The sequence below is a fragment of the Paenibacillus faecalis genome (assembly GCF_900289175.1).
GTDB lineage: Bacteria > Bacillota > Bacilli > Paenibacillales > Paenibacillaceae > Paenibacillus_AQ > Paenibacillus_AQ faecalis.
In genome coordinates, this window is record NZ_LT985747.1 from 1,464,345 (window position 1) to 1,489,391 (window position 25,047).

A 25,047-nucleotide genomic window follows, 5' to 3' on the forward strand; every position below is an offset into this window, starting at 1 on the left:
CATTTCTTCTAGATAACATAGATATCAGAATGTTACTCGGTTCTGCGGTGAGCGGAATGACGTGTAGGACCTACAAATTTGTTCAATCGGAATCCATTTGAAATCGCCTGTGTTATGAAGAGCTTCGCCTGCTGAACAGATTCCCGAACAGTAAGCCCTTTGGCAAGCCCTGCTGTCACGGAGGCGGATGAAGTACAGCCTGCACCGTGTGTATATGGAGTGGAAATTGCATCCACTTCAAACCATTCAAATTTGCTGCCGTCATATAGAAGATCCATCGCCTTGCCGGCTTGAATTTTTCCTCTATCTTTAATCAGAATGTTCTTGGCTCCCTTTTCATGGATCACAGCTGCCGCTTCCTGCATCTGCTCTAGCGTCTTGATCGGTCCGGATTTTGCAAGCTGCGAAGCTTCGAACAAGTTAGGTGTTACAAGATCTGCGCGCGGCAGCAAAAATTCAATCATCGCTTCGGTGTTCTCTGGCTGGAGCACTTCGTCTGTGCCCTTGCATACCATTACAGGATCGATCACAACCCGCTTCAGATTGTAATGATCAATATACTGTGAGACAAGCTCTATAATTTCAACCGAGCCAAGCATCCCTGTCTTCATGGCGTCTATTCCGATGCCTTCAATGACCGTTTTGAGCTGTGTTTCCACAATATCCAAAGCTACCGGAAATACTTGATGATCCCATGTTTCTGGCTCCATGCACACAATCGTGGTCAGAGCGGTCATACCGTAAACATCAAATTCCTGGAACGTTTTCAAATCCGCCTGAATGCCGGCACCGCCACTAGTATCCGAGCCTGCAACCGTTAAAGCTTTTTTAATTGTCATGTTCTTTGTCCCCTCATGCGTAAGATGATTACTCAATTACAGTTTTCCTATTATTTTAAAAAAAATAACGGTTTTAAGCTATAGAAAAGTAATTATATCTCTTGATCCGTAAGGATCAGCGGGCCGTCCTTCGTAATAGCCAGCGTATGCTCATACTGCGCCGACCATTTTCCATCTACCGTTCGTGCTGTCCAGCCATCCGCATCGATCTTGCACCCGTAAGATCCGAGATTGAGCATGGGCTCAATGGTAATCACCATTCCCTCTTTCAAGCGGGGGCCGCGATGGGGAGGTCCATAATGGGGAACCTGCGGCTCTTCGTGCATACTCTGGCCAATCGCGTGACCGACAAACTGCCGTACTACAGACAAGTTCTCTGATTCAGCGTAGGACTGGATTGCATGTGAAATGTCTCCGATCCGATTCCCGATTACAGCCTGCTCAATCCCAAGATAAAGCGCCTTTTTGGTCACGTCCAGCAGATGCCGTGCTTCATCGGATATGTTCCCTACAGCATAAGACCAAGCAGAGTCTGCAAGCCATCCATCCAAATTAACGACCATATCAATCGTAACGATATCTCCGTCCTTTAAAGGAACATCATTCGGAAAACCATGACAAACCACGTCATTAACTGAAGCGCATGTAGCAAAGGGATAGCCGTGGTAACCTTTTTGCTCGGGGGTAGCTCCACGCTCCTCAAGGAATTTTTCAACGAATCGATCGATTTCCAACGTGGTGATACCAGGTCTAATCATTCCGGCAATTTGTCGATGACACTCTGCAAGCAGTTCTCCGGCCTTCTTCATCTTAGCGATTTGCTCTTTCGTCTTCATAATAATCATAAACCGCACTCCTGTCCTTATTAATTTCTCGATATAAAAGCCCAAAAAGCCTTAACGGCCAGTGCACCTCCTCGGACAAGGGTCTGCCCGCTTCCGTACACCCGGCCAATAAGGCTGGTAGCTTATAAAAAACGCGTTGCCTGCTATTAGTATATTACTCCTATATAGAAGTTACCACAATAAACGCACGTCATTCTCATGATGCCCATATTTTCTTGGATTATGATTCCAGCTGCTTTCTCTCGCTTTTCGTAAGCTCGCTTTTATCCTTAGACAAGAACCAGCCGAGTACGGCGATCAGAATCAGAACTCCCCAGAAAACAAGCTTCCATCCTGCACTCTTTGGAAAACCCTTGTCAAGCACTGCGATTTCAGGATGTGCCAGCGTATATACCGCCAATTTTATCCCAACCCATCCAACGATTAAGAACGCTGCCGTTTCCAGTCCAGGCTTTCTTTCGAGAAGCTTTACAAAATACGATGCTGCAAAACGCATAATAATGAGTCCAATGATACCGCCGGTTAAAATAACTAGGAACTGTCCACCGTCCATTCCACCGATCTGCGGAAGGCTGGTTTCCGGCAACGTAAGTGCAAGTGCAACGGCAGCCAAAATGGCATCAACGGCAAAAGCGATATCCGCCAGCTCTACTTTTAAAACGGTAACCCAGAAATTCTCATCTTTTTGTGCAGCCTCTTTCATATGAGCCTTCTTCTTCACAAAGAACTGCTTCACAATATGATTGATACTAATATACAACAGGTAAAATGCCCCAAGTGCCTGAACGTACCAAACATCTGCTAAAAACGAAATAATAAAGAGAGAGGCAAATCGAAACACAAATGCACCGGCCAAGCCGTAAAATAAAGCTTTCTTTCTTCGATCTTCGGGAAGATGCTTCACCATGATCGACATGACAAGTGCATTATCTGCTGCAAGAATTCCTTCCAAACCAATCAATACCAGCAAAACCCATCCATACTCCAGTAACAGTGCCGTATCCAACAGCATCTTTCCTTTCTATATTAGAATTAGTCCGCTCTTTTCAGATTCAAGGAAAACAAAAAAACCTTTACCCCGAAAAGTCGGCGATAAAGGTATTTACCCAAAATATGCAGGAGTACAAAATACCTTTACCGTTAACCGGCAAAGGTCTCGCAAACAACTAATGTTGCCAACAAAGCCGGAGACAATATCATGTCACGGAATGACGACTTTGTTGTTAGCTACTCCCCTTTACTAATTACGAGAATTATAACACGCTGTTTAAACTATGCCAAGATAAAATCATTCAAATTTTAGAAAAAAATCTCCCTGTCCTGCAGCAGTGCAGAAAAGGAAGATTCTTTTCGTAATATGTTATTTCTTTTAGATAAATCTATTGAAAGGAAGGCAGCCAGCTGCCGTGAACTTCAATCAGATCGTCACAAAGGGCTACGATATCGTCGAGAGACAACTCGGCTGAAGTGTGCGGATCAAGCATGGCAGCATGATAGATATGTTCTTTTTTGCCGGTAAGAGCCGCCTCAATGGTAAGCAGCTGGGTGTTAATATTGGTTCGGTTCAGCGCAGCCAGCTGAGGAGGCAGATCTCCAACATGCGTAGGCGTTACACCCGATGCATCTACGAGACAAGGCACCTCAACGCAAGCTTCCTTCGGCAAATTCGTAATCAAGCCTGTGTTCATAACATTACCGCCGATTTTGAACGGGACGTTGGTCTCCATCGCTTCCATAATGTAAGAAGCATATTCCTTGGAACGGGAATGCTCAATGCTTTTTTGTTCAAACAACTTCTCACGCATTTCCTTCCAGCCGTTAATCTGGTTAATACAGCGGCGCGGATACTCATCCAGCGGGATATTTAGCTTCTCGATCAGCTCAGGGTAGTTGCGTTTGATAAAATACGGATGATATTCAGCATTATGTTCCGAAGATTCCGTCACATAATAACCAAAGCGAAGCATCAGCTCAAACCGGACCATATCGTGGTGCTTTTCCTTCTGCTTCTTGGCCGCACGGCGTTTTATTTCGGGATACAAATCGACTCCATCCTTCTTCACTTCGAGCAGCCATGCCATATGGTTGATTCCGGCAATTTTAGACTCTACACCGGTCGAATCCATATCCAATGCCTTGAACAATTCTGGCACACAAGCCTGAACACTGTGGCATAATCCAACCGTCTTCACGCCGCCAGCCTTAATCATCACATTAGTCAGAACGGCCATTGGGTTCGTGTAATTCAGGAACCACGCATCCGGGCAAACCTCCTGAATATCCTTCGCAAAATCCAGCATTACCGGGATTGTACGCAGGTTACGGAATATCCCCCCGATCCCAACCGTATCTGCAATCGTTTGACGCAATCCATATTTCTTCGGAATTTCAAAATCCGTAATGGTGCAAGGGTCATAGCCGCCTACCTGGATCGCATTAATGACGTATTTGGCTCCTCTTAGCGCTTCTTTCCGGTCGGTGTATGCCTTGATGACACAGGTACTGCCAAGCGTGCTCTTCATGTTGTTAAGCAGCCGCTCCGAATCCTGAAGCCGCTCCTGGTCAATATCAAACAAAGCGAGCTCAAAGCCTTGGAGTGCGGGGGTTAGCATGACATCACCCAACACATTTTTGACAAATACCGTACTGCCTGCACCAATAAACGTTATTTTAGACATGTATGATTCCTCCTAAAGGTACTGGGGCTTACGCTTGATCTAACTATAACGTCCCAGCGGCCTAAATAACATGGAGAAACCCCAGCATTACATGTCATAATCCCATTTACGCACACGCTTTCAGTCGATTATAAAGACATTTACATAGCATAATTTTATATCCGATTCAAAAAAGCCATCTCATAATTTTTTGAATTAAACCAAACACAATCCCTATCGGGTCTACATGTCCTCTTCCTGATCATCAAACTGGACACGCTCTGTCAAAAAGTCTACGAGATGAACAGCCTGAATTCTATCCGAAACTCCGGCACGGTCGACGCCCCATTTCATTTGAAGCAAACAGCCGGGATTGGATGTAATGACGACTTCAGCCTGAGTATCTTTCACATGTTCCATCTTATGATCAAGCAAATCCATCGACATTTGAGGCTGCGTCATATTGTAAATGCCTGCCGAGCCGCAGCATACTTCAGATCCTTGAAGTTCGCACAAACTGACCCCCTTCATCTGGTGAATCAGTTCTCTTGGCTGTCCCTGAACACGCATTACATTTCGGAGATGGCAGGAATCCTGATAAGTCACCTTCACTGTGACGTCTTTCCCCGGTATATGCTCTAATGGTACCAACGGACGCCCGATATCCTGTAACAGCTCGGAAATATCTTTCACCTGACCGGCGAATCGGTGCGCATCATCCCGCTGGCTTGGATCAGCTGCATCCTTCATTAAATGGTCATATTCTTTCAGGAGCGCTCCACATCCCCCGGCATTGCTCACGATATAATCGACCTCTGCTTCCTTGAATGCAATCAAGTTTTGTCCAGCCAATTCACGGGCATCCTCCATCTCGCTGGCATGAGCATGCAGCGCCCCGCAGCACACCTGATTTTCCGGAATCACCACTTCAAAACCGGCCTGTCGCAGCAATCGAACCGTGTTCACATTCGTTTCAGCAAACATCACATCCATAATGCAGCCGCGGAACATCCCAACACGAGAAACTTTTTCACCTACAGCCGGAATAACGAGCACATCCGATCCAGATGAAGTCTTCTCGTTACGCGCCGGGAAACCCGATTTTCCCCAAAGGTCCGTCAATCCGTCTCCCGTTACCTCTGGAATCACCTTCTCCAGCTCTTGAAGATGCGGCGGAAACATCTTCATCGCGCCGGAAGTACGGGCGAAATTCTGCAATCCTGACCGTTGATAAAACCTTAGACTCTTGCCCATAAATTTAAGCCGGCCTTTATGCGGAAATATCCCTTGCAAAAAAGTCTTTCGGGCCAGCTTTACAGGCATGGAGAACTTTTTTTCTTGCGTAATGGCTTCCCGCGTCTGTTCAATAAGACGTCCGTATTTCACATCCGATGGACAAGCAGGCTCACAGGCACGGCAGCCAAGACAAAGATCCATCTGGCTCTGGAAGGTTTCATCAGGTTCCATAATCCCGTCTACGACCGCTTTCATCAAGGCAATCCGCCCACGCGGCGATGCCGCTTCAAGCCCGGTCTCCAGAAAAGTCGGACAGGCCATCTGGCAAAAGCCGCAGCGCATGCAATTGGTCAGCTGTTCTTCATCCAGCATCAGCTTCATCCGTCTGGCAAGTGCACTGTGTGATTGTTCCATTCCAGTCATTCCCTTCATACTTCTGTTAACTTAGAACGCTCCTGTACCACAATCCGCTTTCTCGTCTCAGCGAACATTTTGCCTGGATTCATAATGCCTGCCGGATCAATCGCATCTTTAATCCGTTTCATCATGTCGAGCCCGGCAGCACCAACCTTCCATTCCAAATACGGAGCCTTTACAATCCCTACGCCGTGTTCTCCCGTAATCGTACCGCCCAGCTTGATCGCCGCCTCGAAAATCTCGGCAAATGCTTGCTCCACTCTTTCAATTTCCTCCGGGTTTCTCGCATCCGTCATCGCTGTCGGATGTAGATTTCCATCCCCCGCATGGCCAAATGTACAGATCTGCACATTGTATTTCTGGGCTATACGCTGTACTTCAAGCACCATGTCGGCAATATTGGAGCGCGGAACAGTTGCGTCCTCAAGAATGGTCGTCGGGCGCAAACGTGACAATGCCGCGAGCGCGCTTCGCCGGGCCTCCATCACCTTGAACCCTTCTTCCGGTGTAGCCGCAATTTTCAGCTGGACAGCCCCGGATTCCAAACAAATCTCCTCGATTTGTTTTAAATCACGCTCTACGTCCTCCCTGTTTCCATCCTGCTCAATCGCTAACATAGCTTTGGCGTGCACCGGAAGACCGATCTTTGCAAAATCCTCGACAACCTGAAGGGTCGGCTGATCCATAAATTCCAAAGTACAAGGAAAAATATGATTCGCAATAATATTGGATACTGTGCGTGCGGCTGCATATAAATCATCATAAACGGCAACCATCGCGCGCCGGTAAGCCGGCTTTGGAATCAGCTTAACTGTAGCTTCTGTCAAAATAGCGAGCGTACCGCCGGAGCCAACCAAAAGACGGGTCAGATCATACCCGGCTGCGTCTTTTACCAGCTTGCCGCCTGTCCGCATAATGCTTCCATCTGGAAGCACTGCCTCCAGTCCCAATACGTAATCCTTTGTTGTGCCGTATTTCAGTCCCCTTAGTCCACCTGCTCCAAGCGCAATGTTTCCGCCCATCGTACAAATGATCATACTGCTCGGGTCCGGTGGATAAAACAGCCCTGATTGCTCTACGGTTTGATGGAATTGCTTCGTATTCAACCCCGTCTGAAAAGTTGCGGTCAGATTGTCCGCATCGATTTCAAGCAGCTTGTTCATTCGAGTCATCACGACGATAAGACCGCCTTGAAGCGGCACAGTTCCCCCGCACAGATTGCTGCCGGCCCCTCTTCCGACAATCGGAATTCTGTTCGCAGCACATATTTTTACAATGTCAGAAACCTCCTGTGTGCTTCCAGGAAAAACAACCCCATCGGGCATCGACTGATACAGCGGAGTAGCATCATAACTGTATGAAACAAGACTTTCCGGATCACCCTTTATCCACTTATCTCCAACAACCGCGGCTAATTGCTCTCGAATATGCGGCTTAAGCACAGCTCCTCACCCTCTCTTCTACAGCACTCTCTCCTGTTCCCTTTTCTACAAGCCCTTCCTTAAATCAAAAACCATACATAAAATATCAGCTGTATATAATCCGGTCCTCTACGGCAAAGCCAATTTCCCCATCACTGTGGGACGCTTCGCGCCTGTTGCCGCCGGCAAATTATTCGGAATGCCATGCATGAAGTCATTGCCCAGCAGTGCAAAAATAACAGCTTCTTTCGCATCATCATGAAAGCCAAGCTGTGCAGACGTCAGCACCTTCTGATTCGGCAGCAGCTCGGATACCATCCGAAGCAGCTCTAAATTGTGAGCGCCCCCGCCAGTAACAATCACTTCATCAATGCTGCACTTTGGAAACACATACTTTCGGTAACTGTCTGCAATAGAATGTGCCGTAAACGCCGTGGCGGTCGCTATGATATCCGCATCCGAAAGACTTTGCTGCCGAGCTGTCTCCAGAAACCAGGATGTATAGGCCTTGCCAAACAGCTCTCTGCCTGTTGATTTTGGAGGAGACGTATCAAAATAAGGATGTGACATCATTTCCGCCAAAAGCACATCGTCAGCCTTACCCTGAGCAGCCCAGCGCCCTCCTTCATCGTAAGATAGGCGGCCTTCAGACAAAACCTGAACCGCTTCATCTATAACCATATTGCCAGGCCCCGTATCAAAAGCGAGTATTTCAGCTGGTTCCGCGCAAGCAGGAATGGCTGTGCAGTTCCCGATACCTCCAATATTTTGAAGCAAACGCCCTTTATGTTCATCTCGAAACAGAATAAAATCACCATAGGGAACAAGCGGTGCACCTTGTCCGCCTACGGCCATATCCGCAGGTCTGAAATCACCAACAACCATGGTTCCGGTATGCTTGGCTATAACCGATATGTCACCAATCTGCAGTGTGGATGGAACCGAATAACGATCATCGCTCTCCCTTTCAGGAATATGCCATACCGTTTGACCGTGCGAACTGATCAAATGTATGTCATCGATGGATAACTTGGCTTCCGATACAGCTTGCAGAGCAGCTTCGCCAAACAGACTGCCCAAATAAGCATTCATGCTGCATATTAAAGCACTGCTGGAATGTTCTCTACTACACAGCAGCTTCAACTTCTCCCTGGTTGCTGCATCATACGGTGTGTTTGCATAATGAAGAAGTTCTACCTCTGTCTGCAATCCACTTCCTTTTATTAGAACGACAGCCGCATCGATGCCATCCAACGAAGTTCCCGACATGAGTCCGACGACAACGACCGGCGTATCCTTCCCCCATCCAGATACGATCATAACCGCAACCCCCTCCTCCAGCCTTTAAATGAGATCAAAAGGAATGCTGTCAAAAATAAATCCCAACAAGAAAATGATATCGCTTTCAAAAAGTAAGATTGTGTTTATTATAAAATGTATGAAATAATATTTCAATTGATTATTGTATTTTTTAAAATTTTATTTTACATATTTGCGTTTTTCTCCTATACTGAAAAGGAAAGCGAAGTGATAATGATGGATATTTTTTTAGGGGTTGACGGTGGCGGTACGAAAACAGAAGCGGCCGCTATAGACAGCCATGGTAACGTGTTATCCCGATATTTAGGGAGCTCCACCAATCCATATGTCGTCACGTTTGAGGGTGCCATGCAGGAGCTTTCCAGCGTTCTAGATCATGTGGCAAAGCCTTTATTCCTATCTTATCCCGATGCATTCATCAAAGGCATCTGTTTAGGCATGTCTGGCATAAGTACACCGGAAGAAAAGAATAACGTCATCTCCTTTCTCCGCTCATATCAGCAGAAGCATCATTTCTCATTCCCTATATCGATTAAAACCGAGGCAGAAATATCATTAATGGCGTCCCTGGAACGGGAATACGGTATTTTGGTCATCTCAGGAACGGGCTCCAACACCTATGGCATTACGAAAAAAGGAAAGCATTATCGAGTCGGCGGCTGGGGACATATTCTCGGTGATGAAGGCAGCGGTTACCAGATCGGACTTCTTACACTGAAGACCGTCATTAAAAGCCTTGAAGGGATGCTGCCAGCTACATCAATGACGGAGCGCATTATAGATGCATATAGCTTCAAACATATTTCAGAGTTAAAAGCGTATGTCTACCAATCGACTATTGGAAGAAATGACATTGCCGCTTTTGCCCGTCATTGCATTGAGGCATCTAAAGACGGTGATGAGCTGGCTCAAGGCATATTGCAGGCGCAAGCGATTGAACTGGCAGATACCACCACCGTGCTGATCGGACGGGACCCTGAGCTTGAGGCAGCCGAGGTAGTATGCACCGGCTCCATATTCAAGCACTCTTCTATATTCCGCCATGCGTTTCGCGAGGCTCTAGTAAATCGTTTTCCTGCCTTATCATTTATGGATGAAGAGAATGATCTTACTCCTGCGGATGGTGCAGCTCTGCTGGCCAGAAAGCTGTTCTCAGAGCAAGCTTGAGTTAAGAAGACGCGCTTCACGCATGTTGTGTAATCATTTTCTGTGGACCCAAACGGAAAGGATCTTACAACAAAAAGGGTGTCTCAAATCACCTTTTGAGACACCCCTCATAGAAAAACCGGCTAAACTCCGGCTTCAGTTAAAGCCAGAATGATTGCCGTTAATCCAAAACACAGGTTCAGCAAGCAGAGAAAAACCAGTGTCTGTTTCTGATTCAAACCGATCGCAAGCAGTCGATAATGGGCTTGAGACGCATCCGCCTTGTAAATCGGTTTGGACTCGCGTATTCTTCGAATCACGACCAAAACGTTATCGAAAATCGGAACGCCCAGAGCAAAGATCGGAACGAACAAGGACAGAAGCGTCGCTCCCTTAAATGCTCCATCAAGCGCGATAATACCGAGAATAAACCCAAGGAATGTAGCTCCTGCATCCCCCATAAACACTCTTGCCGGCGGCTTGTTGTATCGCAGATACCCAAGAGCAGCACCTATCAGAATGACAGCGATCAGCGCCGAGTCTCCTCTTCCCATTGTCATGGCGACCACAAACAGCGTCCCTCCCGAAATAGCCGAGAGTCCGCCAGCCAATCCGTCAATACCGTCCGAAAAGTTGATGACGGTGGTAACGCCGAAAATCCACAGAATGGTAAGCACCAGTTGCAGCCATTCCGGTAAATTAATGTACTGGCCATTAAACGGATTATTAAAACCTTCAAAGGCAATGCCTGAGCTGTATACGATAATGGCTGCGCACACCTGAACGATCAGCTTGGGCAGAGAAGCCAGCTCCTTGCCATGGGTTTTGTACCAGTCATCGACCATACCGATGCCCAGAATAAGCACACTGCCAAGAAAGATTCCAATGGCTTCTTTCGTAATGGAGTCTATAAATATAAAATATGTAATAAAAAATCCGAGAAATATCGCCAAGCCCGCGGTAAGCGGAATAGGCTCACGGTGAATTTTGCGTTCACTGTCAGGTCGGGGTTTATCTACAAAGTCTATCTTGACAGCCAGCTTGCGAAATGGCGGAATCAGCAGAAGCACGAGCAGTATAGAAACGACAAATGCAAAAAGATAAAGCATGATTTCCTCCTAAGTTGTTGAAATATGGAGTACATTTACGATTAATCACAGTATATGACTTTCCGGGAAATCTAGCAATATCACATACACATATCATTTTTAAAGATTATCCATGCTTCCCCTGTGAAAACAAAAAGAAAGAGGGCTAATTTGCCCTCAACCGGACTTGCTTATGATTTACTCTTGTTCACTGCCAGTCCGATGATCATAACGATAAGTGCCAGCAAAGCAATCAGCTGATCGATTGTCATAACCGTCCGCCCCCCTAATCAGGATGGCTCTTCCGGACGACTTCTCTCTCCCGCCAAAAAACTGCCTTACTTACCTTTCCCCATTACCAAATATATGAGCGGCTCCCAAGGAATATGACCAAAAGTTCCTGCAGGCTGATACACAGGATCAAATGTCTAGCGGGTGCTCTATCAAAAAGAAAACCCTACCGGAAAAATACCGGCAGGGCATTCCCATTTATTCAGTTACGATATCATGCACCAGAACAGGTGCTTCTGCATGATCCGAGATCCGGATGCTTGCATACAACTTTTCTTTTACATCATCCACGTTTTCACGGTTGGCATGAATCGTCACCAAAGATTCACCTTTTTTCACAGTATCGCCTATCTTCTTGTTCAGCATGAGACCGACAGCCAGATCGATTTCGGATTCCTTCGTTGCACGTCCCGCTCCAAGCAGCATAGCAGCTGTTCCGATTTCATCGGCAACGAGTTCGGAAACCATACCGTCCTCAAGAGCAGGCAGCTCGATTTTATACTTCGCTTGCGGCAATTTTTCAGGATGATCGACTACAGACCGATCTCCACCCTGGTTTGCAATAAACTCCTTGAATTTCTCAAGCGCCTTGCCGTTACGGATAACTTCCTTCAGCTTCTCTTCAGCTTCTTCCAACGATTCAGCTTTGTTCGCCAGGAATACCATCTGTCTGCCCAAAGCTAGGCACAGCTCTTCCAAATCCTTAGGTCCTTTGCCGCGAAGTGTATCAATCGCTTCCTGTACCTCTAGAGAGTTACCGATTGCCACTCCAAGCGGCTGGCTCATATCGGAAATAACCGCCATCGTCTTACGGCCGACATTGTTACCGATGCTGACCATCGCATGTGCTAATTCCTTCGCATCTTCCACCGTTTTCATAAATGCGCCTGCACCGGTTTTTACGTCCAGTACAATCGCGTCAGAGCCGGCGGCAATCTTCTTACTCATGATCGAGCTTGCAATGAGCGGAATAGAATCAACGATTGCGGTAACATCACGCAAGGCATACAGCTTTTTATCGGCAGGAGTCAGGTTCCCGGTTTGACCGATTACAGCAATTTTATGTTTATTAACCAGATTGATAAACTCCTCTTTGCTAATCTCCACATGGAAGCCTTCAATGGATTCCAGCTTATCAATTGTACCACCGGTGTGGCCGAGCCCGCGTCCGGACATCTTTGCCACCGGAATATCCAGTGCAGCTACGAGGGGGGCCAGTACGAGTGTTGTTGTATCGCCTACGCCGCCGGTAGAGTGCTTATCTACCTTGATACCTTCAATCGCAGACAGATCAATCGTCTCACCAGAGTTCACCATCGCCATCGTTAAGTCTGCACGTTCACGATCCGTCATATCTTTGAAAAAGATAGCCATCCCCATCGCGCTAACCTGATAATCCGGAATTTCGCCTTTAGTGTATCCGTCGATGAAGAAATTGATCTCTTCCGTTGTCAGTTCCTTGCCGTCGCGCTTCTTCGCAATCAAATCAACCATTCTCATCGCACATTCTCCTCACTATTTGCATTGATATATTTTGAATAAGCATAAAAACTTAAGAATCACTTTATGAAATGGATGTTGCCGTATCCAGAGCCACTTCCATCATCTCGTTAAATGTCACTTGACGTTCTTCAGCTGTCGTTTCTTCCCCTGTCAGAAGATGATCACTAACCGTCAAAATCGTCAAAGCATTGACTCCTTTTCTCGCTGCGATCGTATACAAAGCGGTCGTCTCCATCTCTACACCCAAAACTCCGTGATCCATCAATTTTTGAACAGCTGATTTATCTTCGCGATAGAACACGTCAGAAGTAAATACATTACCTACATGCGGGTTTAGTCCTTTGTCTACGCAACGCTCATAGGCTGATTTCAGCAACGGAAAGCTGGCAATCGGCGAGAAATCATAGCCTTGAAAATGATGTCGGTTCATTCCAGAATCCGTACAAGCAGCCTGGGCTAAAATCACATCACGAACACGTACATGCTGCTGCATTGCGCCGCAAGTCCCGACGCGAAACAGATTTTTCACACCATATTCAGAAATAAGCTCATTTACATAGATCGCAATGGATGGCACACCCATCCCTGAACCTTGCACCGACACACGCTTTCCTTTGTACGTTCCGGTAAAGCCAAGCATTCCGCGTACTTCGTTGTAGCAGACAACATCCTCCAGGTAGGTGTCCGCAATGTACTTCGCCCGAAGCGGATCTCCAGGCAGCAGTATGGATTCAGCAACGTCTCCCGGCTTTGCTCCAATATGTGTACTCATGTTTTCCTTCCTCCCCGTTCTAATCTTATTTAAGATCCTTCAAAAAGCTTGTTCCATATTCCGGCTTGGTTACGCCAAAGTTATCGGCTATTGTAGCTCCGATATCCGCAAATGTCTTACGAAGCGGCAGCTCCTTCCCTTCAGCAAATCGAGGGGAATATATGAGAAGCGGCACATATTCACGAGTATGGTCCGTTCCCTTAAATGTAGGATCGTTACCATGGTCCGCTGTAATAATTAACAGATCATCGTTTGTCATTTTGTCGAATACCTCAGGCAGACGAGCATCAAACTCCTCCAATGCCTGACCGTATCCTTTCGGATCGCGGCGATGTCCATACACCGCATCAAAATCAACGAGATTTACAAAGCTAAGACCGTGAAACGCTTTATCCATCGTTGAAACTACTTTGTCCATGCCATCCATGTTAGAGACGGTTCTGATTCCTTCCGTGATTCCTTCACCATCATATATGTCCGAAATTTTCCCGATGGCAATCACATCGAAGCCTGCGTCTTTCAGCTCATTCATCGTGGTACGTCCAAACGGCTTAAGCGCATAATCATGACGGTTAGCTGTTCGCTTGAACTGTCCGACTTCTCCCACGAATGGACGGGCGATGATACGTCCTAACATATAAGGATCATCCAACGTAATTTCACGGCAGAACTCACAGATCTCGTACAATTCCTCTAAAGGCACAACCTCTTCATGTGCTGCAATCTGCAGAACAGAATCGGCTGAGGTATACACAATAAGCGCTCCTGTCTTGACATGCTCTTCGCCAAGTTCTTCAATAATGGCCGTGCCGCTGGCCGGCTTGTTGCCGATCACCTTTCGCCCTGTCTTCTCTTCAATTCGGGTAATCAGCTCATCCGGGAAGCCATCTGGAAATACACGAAACGGTTTATCAATGTAAAGACCCATGATTTCCCAGTGTCCGGTCATCGTGTCTTTGCCATTTGAAGCTTCCTGCATTTTTGTAAAATAAGCGCGCGGCTTATCGGCTGTTGGAATTCCTTCGATCTGACGGATATTAGACAGACCTAGCGCAGACATATTCGGCATGTTCAAGCCGCCGCATTCGCGGGCGATATGTCCTAGCGTATCAGAACCTACGTCATCAAATGCAGCCGCATCGGGAGCTTCGCCAATGCCTACTGAGTCCAGTACGATCAGATGAATCCGTTTAAATTGTTCCATTCCACATTCCCCCAGCTCTCTTTATTATGATTTTATATTACAGGAATAGTCCTGCAATCGTTGCTGACAGCACACTTACCAGGGTTGCACCGTACAACAGTTTTAATCCAAAGCGAGCAACGACATTTCCTTGTTCCTCATGCAATCCCTTCACCGCACCGGAAATAATACCGATGGAGGAGAAGTTCGCAAAGGATACGAGGAACACGGAAACAATACCGGTCGTACGCTCAGTCATACCGCTAAATTCCGACAGCTGCAGCATGGCAACAAACTCATTTGATACGAGCTTCGTAGCCATAATACTGCCTGCATCGACCGCTTCTTTCCAAGGTATACCCATCACAAAGGCAACTGGAGCAAACACATATCCAAGCATTTCCTGGAAAGTAATTCCGAAGATCCCATCAAAAATACCGTTAATCATGGCGATCAATGCGACAAATCCAAGCAGCATCGCAGCCACCGTGATGGCTACCTTGAACCCGTCCATAATGTATTCGCCAAGCATCTCGAAGAAGGACTGCTTCTTGTCTTCTTGAACCTCCAGAATATCCTCTTCCTCAGTTACTTTGTAAGGATTCACGATGGAAGCGATAATGAATCCGCCAAACAAGTTCAGCACAAGCGCAGTAACAACATATCTTGGCTCGATCATCGTCATATATGCACCAACGATCGACATCGAAACGGTAGACATCGCAGAAGCACACAGTGTATACATCCGATGTTTCGGAATAAGCCCAATCTGCTTTTTTATGGAAATAAAAACTTCCGACTGCCCCAAAATGGCAGATGCTACAGCATTATACGATTCCAGTTTACCCATACCGTTTACTTTACTCAATACGACACCAATAAATCTCACAATAATCGGAAGAACCTTGATGTATTGCAAAATACCGATTAATGCCGAAATAAATACAATCGGAAGCAAAACATTAAGGAAAAACGGTCCATCTCCTACAATGCCTATACCACCGAATACAAAATTAACACCTTCCCCTGCATAATCAAGCAGAGCTTTAAATGTATTAGCAATACCCTTAACCAGATATTCGCCAAAATTTGTATTCAGCAGCGCGTATCCCAAAATCAGCTGCAATCCAACCATTACAGCCAGTGGTCGGTACCGGATATTACGCTTGTCATTACTAATCAGAAAAGCTAGCCCAAAAACGACAAGCAACCCTAATATCGCGATTAAATATTTCATTGTAATGTTCCCCCATTGATAGCATTTTAAAATCTGCAAGATGTTGAAAATTCACTTATGAATTTTCATTAAGCGCTTACATTTCGAAAAAAAATAGTTCGCGCTGGAACGATTACTTTTTATCCATATCCTTCGCCTGAAATGCACCTGGCAACAACTGCGATATGGTCCACTCTTCCGTGTTTCCATGAAGATTAGTTAAATAAATTTTCGTATCGCTATCGCAAAACTCGGCTAATACCTGACGGCAGGCTCCACATGGGGATACAGCCCCTTCTGTATCCGCTACAACAGCAATCGCCTCGATCTTCCGATTCCCCTCCGACACGGCTTTAAACACAGCTGTTCGCTCGGCGCAGTTGGTGAGTCCGTAGGATGCATTCTCAATATTACATCCCCGGTACACCTTCCCGCCTGTCTGGATGGCAGCGCCAACCTGAAATCCGGAATATGGAGCATATGCTTGCTTTCTGGCTTCAATTGCTTCCTGAATCAACTCGTCTTTCATGAGTTATTCCTCCTTCATAAGACAGGTATTTTAAATGTATTAATAAGATGAAGAAGACTGCCCGCCTTCCATTATCTTCACGCCTGAGCTTGCACCGATTCGACTAGCACCTGCTTCAATCATCTTGTTCAGATCTTCCAGACTGCGTACGCCGCCAGAAGCTTTCACGCCGATGTTCTCACCGACTGTCTTACGCATTAGCGCCACATCTTCGGCTACTGCTCCGCCTGTAGAATATCCGGTTGATGTTTTCACAAAATCAGCACCTGCCTGAACCGCGAGTTGGCAAGCACGAACTTTCTCTTCATCCGTCAAAAGGCTGGTCTCAATGATGACTTTAACCAAAGCCTTACCAGAAGCGGCATCAACCACGGCCTTGATATCATCCAATACCAACGCATCATTCTTCTCCTTTAATGCACCGATATTAATGACTGTATCGACTTCATGGGCACCGTTTGCGATTGCTTCCTTTGTTTCAAAAGCCTTAACCGATGGCGTTGTCGCTCCAAAAGGGAATCCGATGACTGTGCATACTTTCACATCTGTACCTTTCAGCTGTTCAGCAGAGTACGTAACCCACGTCGGGTTTATACACACAGAAGCGAATTTATATTTCTTCGCCTCCTCGGTCAATTTGGCAATATCCTCTTTCGTAGCATCGGGTCTTAGAAGTGTATGGTCTATCATTCCTGCTATATTCATTGTCCAGCACCCCTGTTTCATAGTTTTAAGAGCTACAAGAGCGTTTTCAAACACCTTAAATCTCTTAACGCCTCCATCATAACATACCTTTGAACATATGTAAAACAACTTATGAAATTATGTTCAAGTTATTTTTTGCAAGTTTTACCGGTCATTTTTCGCAAAAAGATCTATGTTCATGCATGAATTTTCTGTGAATCGAAAAAATCGTATTTATATTAAGCTTTATACCCTGTTGAATCGATAAGAATCGTATTTAAATTGAATTATTAGTTACACATAGCGTACGCATAACGCAAAAAAGCAGCTTTTCGAAGCTGCTCAGGCTGTCGAGAATGTCTCGGCAGCTATTTTCATATTCATTTTATTTATAAAAATACCATTCATCCTAATAAAGCCTGAGCCGTATACTGATCTGTGACCAAAATATTAGCATACCTGCCGTAAAGAGCTGCCTTGATTGCATCGATCTTTCTCTGTCCCCCCGCTACCAGAATGGACTTATCCTTGTTCCGCAAATCTTCCAGTTCAATACCGACCGTCCGATCGTTAATGGAATCGCTGCATATGTTTCCTTGAGCATCGATGAACCTTGAGCAGATATCTCCTGCTCCGTTACTTTGCAGCAGCTTCTTTTCTTCCTCATTGAAGTAACCAAGGCGAAACAGCAAAGCATTTTCTTGTACTGTTCCTACCGTAAAAATTGCAATGTTTGCCTGCTTCCCTAACTGAATGATGCGCTGAATATGCCGGTCTTCCTCCACCATCTTCTTCACCTCAATATGGTCAAAAATGACCGGAAGCGGCAAATATCTGGCAATCGTATTATACGCATCTGCAAACAGATTGATGGTTTCCGCAGCATATGTATTGACATGAGAGTGGCTTACGCCTCCCTTCAGCTGCACAACCTCAACGCCCTTTACCTGCTTTCGCTGAAGCTCCTGTGCTATGGTATGCATCGTAACACCCCATGACACTCCGATAATATCCGCATCCTGCACTGTTTCATGCAAATATTCAGCCGCTTTTTTGCTGATCTGCTTCTGAATTTCGCGATATTCATTCAGAGTGCTGTAACATACCAAAACCTGCTCCAGCTTGTAACGCCGTTTGACTTGTTCCCCCAAAGCATCCAGATCTTCCAGAGGATCAACAATGCTGACCCGCACATATCCCTGTTCCTTGGCATACTGAAGCAATCTTGAAACCGTTGGCCGCGACACGCCAAGCCTGTTGGCAATGTCCTGCTGACTGAAATCCGAAAGGTAGTACAACCTTGCTGCTTCAATACTTAAACGTTGTTTTTCATTATCCATTTCATCTAACCTACTTTAATTTAATATAATGATCGTTCGTATTTAAGAATTGGGTACATTATACAGGCTTATCGAATAAATATCGAGAGCAGCCATACACGGTTTTCGTTAAGCACTCCTGTAAAAAGCGACATCCGGTTCATATATTCCGGGATTTATCCCTGAGCAAAATTCATTTATACACAGGTTAAACAGCGCAATGTAACTTCACTTAAGATTATGTATCCCATATTCCCATCCTTATTCACATATTCACTCACTTATCCACGGAAAATGTGGATCTAAACATGCATAACGATCACAAAGCCGGAAATCAATCCTCTGATTCCCGGCCATCAAGCTGAAAAGTCCTGTGTTCTTCTCGATCTAATCTCACTTAAATAATCAGAATTTCTGCTTGACCTGGTGTAAATAATTCCATCCACGCAATATACACTCCGATCAACGCAGCGATTACAACCAACACGGCAGAAATAAAGCCCAACTCCTTTAATTGGGACGCTGTTGGACGCCTGTTGTTGGTGTTCATTTTTGTTTTTTCCCTCTTCAAATGATCATCCTCCTTCCAAGCAGACCGTATCATATCTTATGAACAGCTCATCCTTAAGTTTCTAAAAATAGATTCCCCCCTACCTTATCCACATGTGAACAAAAAATGCTCCGACAGTTTTACGGAGCATTTCATCCATGTTATTCACGATTTACACACAAACAGGGGATAAACTGTGTATGATCGCTTTACTTGCGACCATAATCCGCTTTAATTTCTCCCCAACTTTTCGTCTGCCATTTCAACACTTTATTCTCATACGTATTATTTCGCAACCATTGTTCGGCCCGGTCTACCAAATCCCATATTTCTTTCGTTGACGCGTTCCGCGGCAACGTGGAGACAGCCTTCTTCTGCTTCACCCATTTCATAGCGTTCACAGAATCGCTATAGACGGTTTTTGTACTGCCGATCTTCTTCAGATAGGCCAGTGCATGAACGATGGCGAGAAATTCCCCCAGATTGTTTGTCCCATTCGGGATCGGACCGCAGGAAAATATCACATCTCCCGTCTGTGTATCCACACCTTTATACTCCACCAGACCCGGATTCCCACGTGTGCCGACATCCACAGAAATACTGTCATAATCGATTTCACCCGGTTCCTCTTGAGCAGACACACGGCTTTTTTTCGATTTGGCGTTTGTCATCGGGCTGCCTTGAGATGATTTGCCCCAGAAGCTTTTCCAACCCTTTGCATACGCTTCTTCGGCCTCTGCCTTCGATGCAAAAGCTTTAAATTTCGCACCGTTGTATTGATTCACCTGCTGCTGGCATTCATTCCAGCTTGTATATATTCCGGGCTGATTTCCAACCCATACAACATAATATTTCTGCTTCGCCATAAAGCCCCTCCAACTAAAAGATCAACCTCTCTAGCGTACTATAGCAGTAGTGATAAGGAAGTGCAAAGCCTCACCTATATAAATAAGGGTAAACGGCTTTGCCGTCTTTGACGGGTACAGTTTACATTCCGTGTAAAAATCTAAGATTAATAAGCTTGTATTGTATGTTTCAACAGGAAATCACCTGTCCCGCTTAACCGCATGGCTGGTTTAAATGTACTTTTACAGTTAAAAAGTTATTTCACGGCATAAAAGTCCGATATATGAAAAAAAGCGCCATCGTCTCCGATCCGCTTTTTGTGTTTAATCTTCTGTAATTTTTCCTGTTTTGTCGGCATGACTCTCACATGCTGAGATAGAGCACCATAATCATTATTGGTCTTGCGCATGTTTGCAGCACACCAGCTGCCAGCGCGTTCCGCTTTGCGGATAGCCTTCTGAGTTTTTGTACGAGCCATCATTCACACACTCCCTTAATCCGTATATACCTCTTATTTTACAATATCGCTTCAGCGAATGTTCATATTCTTTATATTTTTTTCAACACATATACCATACTCTGACTGTTTCCAGTCAAAGGACTTTCCTGCCAATCTCCAAATGTATGCACCACATCGAAGCCGGTCTCCGCGAACAGCCGTTGTATTTCCTGAGGAAACGTAAAACGCAAAGCGATGTCAGTCTTATGTTCCTTTTCGATGATCCCTTGTTCATTTTTCGTACGGCGAATCGTTGTACAATGCTGGACTTGGCTGATCGCATCATATCGGCATATCGTGTACACATCTACCGTTCTGCCTCGATCATCCTGATACGAACGCCAAAACTCTTCCTCTGGCGGTATGAGCAGCTTATCTGCATTCGGAAAACGAATAGAAAAAATAAATTTCCCGCCTGGCACCAAGTGACGATGAATGGAGTTCATAAGATCAGCCTGTGCTTCGTTCGTTAAAAAATGTTGAAAAGAGTTTCCGACCATAAAGATCAGACTGCTGGTCTGATGAAGTGCAAGCCTGGAACAATCTTGCTTCACCCATTGAATCGGCAGTTTCAGTCTTTCCGACTTCCGGGCTGCATGCTCCAGCATTCCTTCGTGCAAATCAACGCCAATAAGGGAATATCCTTGCTGAGCAAGGGGAATCGTCGCTCTTCCTGTACCGCAAGCCAGATCAATGATGGGGCCTTGCACCTGATCCGCCCACTTCATCAGAAACTCGACATCGTCCAAAAAGGGGGCGTTTTCCAGGTCATACATAACCGGGTCCTCATATTCCTCAAAATTGGTTTCATATATACTCATCTCTCACTACCGCCCTTCTATTAATTGCAATGATATTTAACTGTATTATAATATAATTTTATGACATTAATAGAACAATATTTTTATTGGAGTCATAGATAGGGGGCCTGGGTAATGATTAAAAATATAAAAGGGCGTTCTCGTCAGTCCAACTCACCCTTAGGGATGATCGCGATTCTATTGACGGGGGCCTTCGTCGCTTTCTTAAGCAATACGCTGCTGAACATTGCGCTTCCTTCAATTATGGAAGACTTTCAAATAGAAAGTCCTTCGACGGTTCAGTGGCTCACCACAGCCTACATGCTGATCAACGGGATCATGATTCCTTCGACCGCATTTTTAATCCAACGGTTCTCGGTCAGACATTTATTCCTGACAGCGGTCGGCTTATTTACAGCCGGTACAATTTTGGGCGGTTTCGCCTTTTCCTTTCCCATGCTTCTGGCGGGCCGTATGATTCAGGCTTCCGGAGCAGCCATCATGATGCCGCTTCTGATGAACGTGATGCTCACCAGCTTTCCCGTTGAAAAGCGCGGCAGCGCGATGGGCATGTTCGGTCTTGTTATGATCTTCGCGCCGGCCATCGGGCCTACGTTATCTGGTTGGATTATCGGTCGATACCATTGGAGCATGCTGTTTCATATTATTTGGCCAATAGCACTCCTTGTGCTGGTGTTGGCATTCTTCAAGCTAAAAGACAAGAAAGAACGGATCGCTATCAACCTCGATGTACTCTCGATTGTTTTGTCCAGCATCGGTTTCGGAGGTATTTTATACGGCTTTAGCGCTGCCGGCGATCTTCAAAAGGGTGGCTGGAATAATGCTGAGGTATATATTACGCTTTTTATCGGGGCAATCGCACTGCTTTACTTTATTCTTCGCCAGTTTAAACTTAAACAGCCTATGCTAAACTTCCAGGTGTACAGATATCCGATGTTTGCACTAGCATCCGTCATCTCTGTCGCGGTAAACATGGCGATGTTCTCGGCCATGCTGCTCATGCCGATTTACCTGCAAATGATCCGGGGAATTACACCTTTGGACTCTGGATTACTTATGCTTCCCGGTGCAATCGTTATGGGGATTATGTCCCCGATTACAGGTAAGTTATTCGATAAATTCGGAGCAAAAATATTGGCTTTAACCGGGTTGTCCATCACGATTGTGACAACTTATTTTTTCAGTCAGCTCACACTTGAAACGTCTTACAACACATTGATTCTTATGTATACCTTCCGGATGTTCGGAATGTCTATGGTCATGATGCCCATCATGACCAACGGGTTAAATCAGCTGCCTCCGAGCTATATGCCTCACGGGACAGCGATGAACAGCACGTTGAGCCAGGTATCGGGTGCAATCGGCACGGCACTGCTCGTTACAATCATGTCGAACCGTACAAAGATTCATATCGAAACGATGATGGAATCGGCCCTGTCGAAGCTGCCTGCCAAACCTACCGCTGAAGAGCTTCAAACGTTAACACAAGAAATTTCAGCCAAGGGAACTGTGGAAGGAATCAACGATTCGTTTCTCGTATCTGCCGGGATCATCGTACTTGCGCTCCTGCTGGCCATGTTTATCAAACGAGCAAAACCATCTGCAGATATAACATCTGATCAGACCCCAATGGTTCAAAAAGCATAACGGATAAGTATACAGCAACAGCTTCTTGACCCTAATTTTGTTTGGAGTATAAAGAAGGGATTGTCTTAAAGTAGTAAAAGTCTACTTCAGGACAATCCCTATGCTTGTAACTTGCAATAGTTCTAGATTTTATCGCTTGCTGTTGAATAAACCGCATTAGATGCGCCAGTCTTCTCCTTCCATTTCACCGAGAGTCCCCACGCAACGACAAGCATAATCGCTGCGAAAGTATATGGGAAGTTGATATTCACATCAAACAACATTCCCCCAACAAGAGGCCCAATAATGTTGCCGAAACTTGTATAAGTGGAGTTCATTCCAGCAACAAACCCTTGATCCTCGCCTGCCATTCTAGACAGCAAGGTGGTTAAGGCCGGACGAAGCAAATCAAAGGCAAGGAACATAACAAAAGTTGTACCCAAGATCACCCAGTAGCTTCTAACGAAGATGGATATGACCATGAAAATGGCCGAGATGAGCAAGAACATCTGGATAAGCTTTCTTTCTCCGAAGATCTTTACAAGCTTGTCAAACAAAAAGACTTGGGCGATGGTTCCCAAAATCGCGCTCACCGTGAGAATAGTAGCGATGTCTTTAGCCGTGAAACCAAATTTGTTGTCCACGAACAAACCGAATATCGTATCAAATGCGGACAGTCCAAAAGATAGAACAAAAATGATAATAAACGGGACAAAATAAACTGAATGCGTAGATTTTTTCAATTCTTCAAAAATGTTAATCTTCGCTTTTTTCTCTCTATTCATCTTTAATTGTTCCTGCGATAACGGTTCTTTTAACATGAACAGTGAAAATATCGCCGCCACCAACGCAACCGCAGCTGCAAGGTAAAATGGAACGCGGACTCCCCACTCAGCAGCATATCCCCCAATCCCCGGCCCGATAATAAAGCCTGTGCTAATCGCTGCAGATACATAACCGAGTGCCTTTGGCCTTTCCTCCAAAGTTGTGATATCAGCCACAAACGCTGTCACCGAAGGCATAATTAGCGCCGCGCTGATTCCTCCCAATATTCTGGATAGGTAAAGCACCCATACATCGCTGCCTACAGCAAAGATCAACTCGGAAACGGAGAACATGAACAGCCCGATCACGATCAGTTTTTTTCGGCCAAACCGATCCACCCAGATCCCGGTTATTGGAGATGTCACAAGCTGGGCAATAGCAAACAACGAGATAAGATACCCCATGATTTCGCCGCTAAAATGAAGCTCCTTCATAAGGGTCGGCATGATCGGAATAACAAGGCTCATACCTAAGAAAGCGATAAATAAATTTGTTAACAATAAAATTAATGGTCCTTTTTGCTTGATATTCATGTTAGTAACCTCATTCTTATATTCGCGAAATATGAAATTAAAATTGCGATCTTCACAATTTATCCACAGGAGATTCCTCTCCAATAAATGTCCCATGAAATCCGCAAAGCATGATCAAAAGCCTGCGGCGTATCATAAAACAGCTGCACAACGACCCCATCCATAAACGTGACAAAGGATGCAGCCCCATCCTCCGGGGAAACCCGAATAACCTCGCTGTGATCTACGAAGACCCTTTCGAGCAGCAGTTCCAAATGTGAATAGTAATTCCGGTAGCTCGGCTGAAACACTTGACATAAATGAGACGGAGGCATAAACGCCATCAGCAGCATGAAAGACAGATTATCATTTGTCAAATAACGCTGTTTGTAGTCTGTCAAAAAAGTTACCAGGATTTCATCCAGCGGTTTGGCAACTGGCTCCCTGAAATAACTTTTAAGAAACTCAATTTCCTCATCTATCGCTTCCTCGTTCATCTTGAGGATCAATTCGTCCTTATTCCTGAAATAGTGATACAGAGACTGCTTCTTGATGCCGGCTTCTTCCGCAATTTTAGCCAACTTCGTTCCTTCATATCCATATAAAATGAAATGCTTCATAGCAATCTCTTTGATCAATCTCTCATTCATAAACCTCGCCACCTGTGTTAAAAAATAACAAAGATTCAAATCCTATCATTTCATTTAGGCAGGGTATCGTTTTATGGGCCATTTTAATTTAACAGCAGTCAGGCTAAAAGGTCAATACCCTTTCAATAAAAGGATATATGCATTTTATTTTAGACTGACCATAGTCAGGTGCTCCATAATAAACCACGCATAACGGCCAATAACGCTAAAAATCTCCCCGGAGTATAACTTCCCGAGGAGATCTTCTAGCGA

Annotated in this window: 23 protein-coding genes; 2 read left to right on the forward strand and 21 right to left on the reverse strand. The window is 45.4% G+C overall.

Going from position 1 to position 25,047, the window contains the following annotated elements; genetic code table 11:
* Positions 1–32 precede the first annotated feature (32 nt).
* The 7 genes from pdxK to C8268_RS07180 all read right to left on the reverse strand — a co-directional run bounded on the left by pdxK (position 33) and on the right by C8268_RS07180 (position 8,735).
* A complete protein-coding gene (pdxK, locus tag C8268_RS07150) occupies positions 33–839 on the reverse strand; it encodes a pyridoxine/pyridoxal/pyridoxamine kinase (RefSeq protein ID WP_106767032.1) in 807 nt (268 codons plus the stop codon).
* 92 nt (positions 840–931) lie between these two features.
* Positions 932–1,684: a type I methionyl aminopeptidase gene (map, locus tag C8268_RS07155; RefSeq protein WP_106767033.1), complete on the reverse strand. Its 753-nt coding sequence runs from the start codon at positions 1,682–1,684 to the stop codon at positions 932–934.
* Positions 1,685–1,904: 220 nt separating this feature from the next.
* Positions 1,905–2,690, reverse strand: a complete 786-nt coding sequence (locus tag C8268_RS07160; protein WP_106769872.1) for a TerC family protein — start codon at positions 2,688–2,690, stop codon at positions 1,905–1,907.
* A 373-nt stretch (positions 2,691–3,063) separates the two neighbouring features.
* The gene (melA, locus tag C8268_RS07165) at positions 3,064–4,362 is read right to left on the reverse strand and encodes an alpha-glucosidase/alpha-galactosidase (RefSeq protein ID WP_106767034.1); all 1,299 of its coding nucleotides are present in this window, start codon (positions 4,360–4,362) and stop codon (positions 3,064–3,066) included.
* Positions 4,363–4,584: 222 nt separating this feature from the next.
* The gene (locus C8268_RS07170; RefSeq protein WP_106769873.1) at positions 4,585–5,991 is read right to left on the reverse strand and encodes a (Fe-S)-binding protein; all 1,407 of its coding nucleotides are present in this window, start codon (positions 5,989–5,991) and stop codon (positions 4,585–4,587) included.
* A gap of 14 nt (positions 5,992–6,005) precedes the next feature.
* Entirely contained in the window at positions 6,006–7,436 is a 1,431-nt protein-coding gene (locus C8268_RS07175; protein ID WP_106767035.1) for an FAD-binding oxidoreductase, read from the reverse strand.
* A 108-nt stretch (positions 7,437–7,544) separates the two neighbouring features.
* Entirely contained in the window at positions 7,545–8,735 is a 1,191-nt protein-coding gene (locus tag C8268_RS07180; protein ID WP_106767036.1) for an anhydro-N-acetylmuramic acid kinase, read from the reverse strand.
* 213 nt (positions 8,736–8,948) lie between these two features.
* On the opposite strand from C8268_RS07180, the gene C8268_RS07185 reads away from it, so the two are divergent.
* Positions 8,949–9,902: a BadF/BadG/BcrA/BcrD ATPase family protein gene (locus C8268_RS07185; protein ID WP_234032690.1), complete on the forward strand. Its 954-nt coding sequence runs from the start codon at positions 8,949–8,951 to the stop codon at positions 9,900–9,902.
* A 122-nt stretch (positions 9,903–10,024) separates the two neighbouring features.
* On the opposite strand, the gene C8268_RS07190 is transcribed toward C8268_RS07185, so the two are convergent.
* From C8268_RS07190 to C8268_RS07240, 12 genes are all read right to left on the reverse strand, one after another.
* Positions 10,025–10,990, reverse strand: a complete 966-nt coding sequence (locus tag C8268_RS07190) for an MraY family glycosyltransferase (RefSeq protein ID WP_106767037.1) — start codon at positions 10,988–10,990, stop codon at positions 10,025–10,027.
* 468 nt (positions 10,991–11,458) lie between these two features.
* Positions 11,459–12,760: a pyrimidine-nucleoside phosphorylase gene (locus C8268_RS07195; protein ID WP_106767038.1), complete on the reverse strand. Its 1,302-nt coding sequence runs from the start codon at positions 12,758–12,760 to the stop codon at positions 11,459–11,461.
* A 64-nt stretch (positions 12,761–12,824) separates the two neighbouring features.
* Positions 12,825–13,535: a purine-nucleoside phosphorylase gene (deoD, locus tag C8268_RS07200; RefSeq protein WP_106767039.1), complete on the reverse strand. Its 711-nt coding sequence runs from the start codon at positions 13,533–13,535 to the stop codon at positions 12,825–12,827.
* A gap of 25 nt (positions 13,536–13,560) precedes the next feature.
* On the reverse strand, positions 13,561–14,739 hold the full coding sequence (gene deoB, locus C8268_RS07205; RefSeq protein WP_106767040.1) for a phosphopentomutase: 1,179 nt from the start codon (positions 14,737–14,739) through the stop codon (positions 13,561–13,563).
* Positions 14,740–14,776: 37 nt separating this feature from the next.
* Positions 14,777–15,955: a NupC/NupG family nucleoside CNT transporter gene (locus tag C8268_RS07210; RefSeq protein ID WP_106767041.1), complete on the reverse strand. Its 1,179-nt coding sequence runs from the start codon at positions 15,953–15,955 to the stop codon at positions 14,777–14,779.
* 112 nt (positions 15,956–16,067) lie between these two features.
* Entirely contained in the window at positions 16,068–16,463 is a 396-nt protein-coding gene (locus C8268_RS07215; RefSeq protein WP_106767042.1) for a cytidine deaminase, read from the reverse strand.
* Between the two features lie 39 nt (positions 16,464–16,502).
* Complete coding sequence (gene deoC / locus C8268_RS07220; RefSeq protein ID WP_106767043.1) at positions 16,503–17,168, reverse strand: deoxyribose-phosphate aldolase; 666 nt, start codon at positions 17,166–17,168, stop codon at positions 16,503–16,505.
* 383 nt (positions 17,169–17,551) lie between these two features.
* On the reverse strand, positions 17,552–18,487 hold the full coding sequence (locus C8268_RS07225) for a sugar-binding transcriptional regulator (RefSeq protein ID WP_106767044.1): 936 nt from the start codon (positions 18,485–18,487) through the stop codon (positions 17,552–17,554).
* Between the two features lie 376 nt (positions 18,488–18,863).
* The gene (locus C8268_RS22650) at positions 18,864–19,037 is read right to left on the reverse strand and encodes a hypothetical protein (protein WP_158702694.1); all 174 of its coding nucleotides are present in this window, start codon (positions 19,035–19,037) and stop codon (positions 18,864–18,866) included.
* A gap of 188 nt (positions 19,038–19,225) precedes the next feature.
* Positions 19,226–19,882 (reverse strand): ribonuclease H, encoded by a 657-nt coding sequence (gene rnhA / locus C8268_RS07230; protein ID WP_106767045.1) that lies wholly within the window; start codon positions 19,880–19,882, stop codon positions 19,226–19,228.
* A gap of 236 nt (positions 19,883–20,118) precedes the next feature.
* Positions 20,119–20,340 carry a hypothetical protein gene (locus C8268_RS07235; RefSeq protein WP_106769875.1) on the reverse strand — a complete coding sequence of 74 codons (222 nt, stop codon included), beginning with the start codon at positions 20,338–20,340 and terminating at the stop codon, positions 20,119–20,121.
* A gap of 71 nt (positions 20,341–20,411) precedes the next feature.
* Positions 20,412–21,182: a class I SAM-dependent DNA methyltransferase gene (locus C8268_RS07240; RefSeq protein ID WP_106767046.1), complete on the reverse strand. Its 771-nt coding sequence runs from the start codon at positions 21,180–21,182 to the stop codon at positions 20,412–20,414.
* 114 nt (positions 21,183–21,296) lie between these two features.
* Between C8268_RS07240 and C8268_RS07245 the strand changes: the two genes are divergently transcribed.
* Positions 21,297–22,829 (forward strand): DHA2 family efflux MFS transporter permease subunit, encoded by a 1,533-nt coding sequence (locus C8268_RS07245; RefSeq protein WP_106767047.1) that lies wholly within the window; start codon positions 21,297–21,299, stop codon positions 22,827–22,829.
* A 122-nt stretch (positions 22,830–22,951) separates the two neighbouring features.
* Here C8268_RS07245 and C8268_RS07250 read toward each other — a convergent pair whose 3' ends face one another.
* Entirely contained in the window at positions 22,952–24,166 is a 1,215-nt protein-coding gene (locus tag C8268_RS07250) for an MFS transporter (protein ID WP_106767048.1), read from the reverse strand.
* Between the two features lie 59 nt (positions 24,167–24,225).
* A complete protein-coding gene (locus tag C8268_RS07255; RefSeq protein WP_106767049.1) occupies positions 24,226–24,795 on the reverse strand; it encodes a TetR/AcrR family transcriptional regulator in 570 nt (189 codons plus the stop codon).
* Between the last annotated feature and the right edge of the window lie 252 nt (positions 24,796–25,047).

Excerpts from the sequence above, each read along its gene's own strand:
- C8268_RS07210 (WP_106767041.1), bottom strand. The coding sequence starts at position 15,955 with ATGAAATATTTAATCGCGATATTAGGGTTGCTTGTCGTTTTTGGGCTA.
- C8268_RS07225 (WP_106767044.1), bottom strand. The coding sequence starts at position 18,487 with ATGGATAATGAAAAACAACGTTTAAGTATTGAAGCAGCAAGGTTGTAC.
- melA (WP_106767034.1), bottom strand. The coding sequence starts at position 4,362 with ATGTCTAAAATAACGTTTATTGGTGCAGGCAGTACGGTATTTGTCAAA.
- C8268_RS07170 (WP_106769873.1), bottom strand. The coding sequence starts at position 5,991 with ATGGAACAATCACACAGTGCACTTGCCAGACGGATGAAGCTGATGCTG.
- C8268_RS07215 (WP_106767042.1), bottom strand. The coding sequence starts at position 16,463 with ATGAAAGACGAGTTGATTCAGGAAGCAATTGAAGCCAGAAAGCAAGCA.
- C8268_RS07245 (WP_106767047.1), top strand. The coding sequence starts at position 21,297 with ATGATTAAAAATATAAAAGGGCGTTCTCGTCAGTCCAACTCACCCTTA.
- C8268_RS07195 (WP_106767038.1), bottom strand. The coding sequence starts at position 12,760 with ATGAGAATGGTTGATTTGATTGCGAAGAAGCGCGACGGCAAGGAACTG.
- deoB (WP_106767040.1), bottom strand. The coding sequence starts at position 14,739 with ATGGAACAATTTAAACGGATTCATCTGATCGTACTGGACTCAGTAGGC.
- C8268_RS07180 (WP_106767036.1), bottom strand. The coding sequence starts at position 8,735 with ATGATCGTATCTGGATGGGGGAAGGATACGCCGGTCGTTGTCGTCGGA.
- C8268_RS07185 (WP_234032690.1), top strand. The coding sequence starts at position 8,949 with ATGATGGATATTTTTTTAGGGGTTGACGGTGGCGGTACGAAAACAGAA.
- rnhA (WP_106767045.1), bottom strand. The coding sequence starts at position 19,882 with ATGGCGAAGCAGAAATATTATGTTGTATGGGTTGGAAATCAGCCCGGA.
- pdxK (WP_106767032.1), bottom strand. The coding sequence starts at position 839 with ATGACAATTAAAAAAGCTTTAACGGTTGCAGGCTCGGATACTAGTGGC.
- deoC (WP_106767043.1), bottom strand. The coding sequence starts at position 17,168 with ATGAATATAGCAGGAATGATAGACCATACACTTCTAAGACCCGATGCT.
- C8268_RS07240 (WP_106767046.1), bottom strand. The coding sequence starts at position 21,182 with ATGAGTATATATGAAACCAATTTTGAGGAATATGAGGACCCGGTTATG.
- map (WP_106767033.1), bottom strand. The coding sequence starts at position 1,684 with ATGATTATTATGAAGACGAAAGAGCAAATCGCTAAGATGAAGAAGGCC.
- deoD (WP_106767039.1), bottom strand. The coding sequence starts at position 13,535 with ATGAGTACACATATTGGAGCAAAGCCGGGAGACGTTGCTGAATCCATA.
- C8268_RS07250 (WP_106767048.1), bottom strand. The coding sequence starts at position 24,166 with ATGAATATCAAGCAAAAAGGACCATTAATTTTATTGTTAACAAATTTA.
- C8268_RS07255 (WP_106767049.1), bottom strand. The coding sequence starts at position 24,795 with ATGAATGAGAGATTGATCAAAGAGATTGCTATGAAGCATTTCATTTTA.
- C8268_RS07190 (WP_106767037.1), bottom strand. The coding sequence starts at position 10,990 with ATGCTTTATCTTTTTGCATTTGTCGTTTCTATACTGCTCGTGCTTCTG.
- C8268_RS07235 (WP_106769875.1), bottom strand. The coding sequence starts at position 20,340 with ATGGCTCGTACAAAAACTCAGAAGGCTATCCGCAAAGCGGAACGCGCT.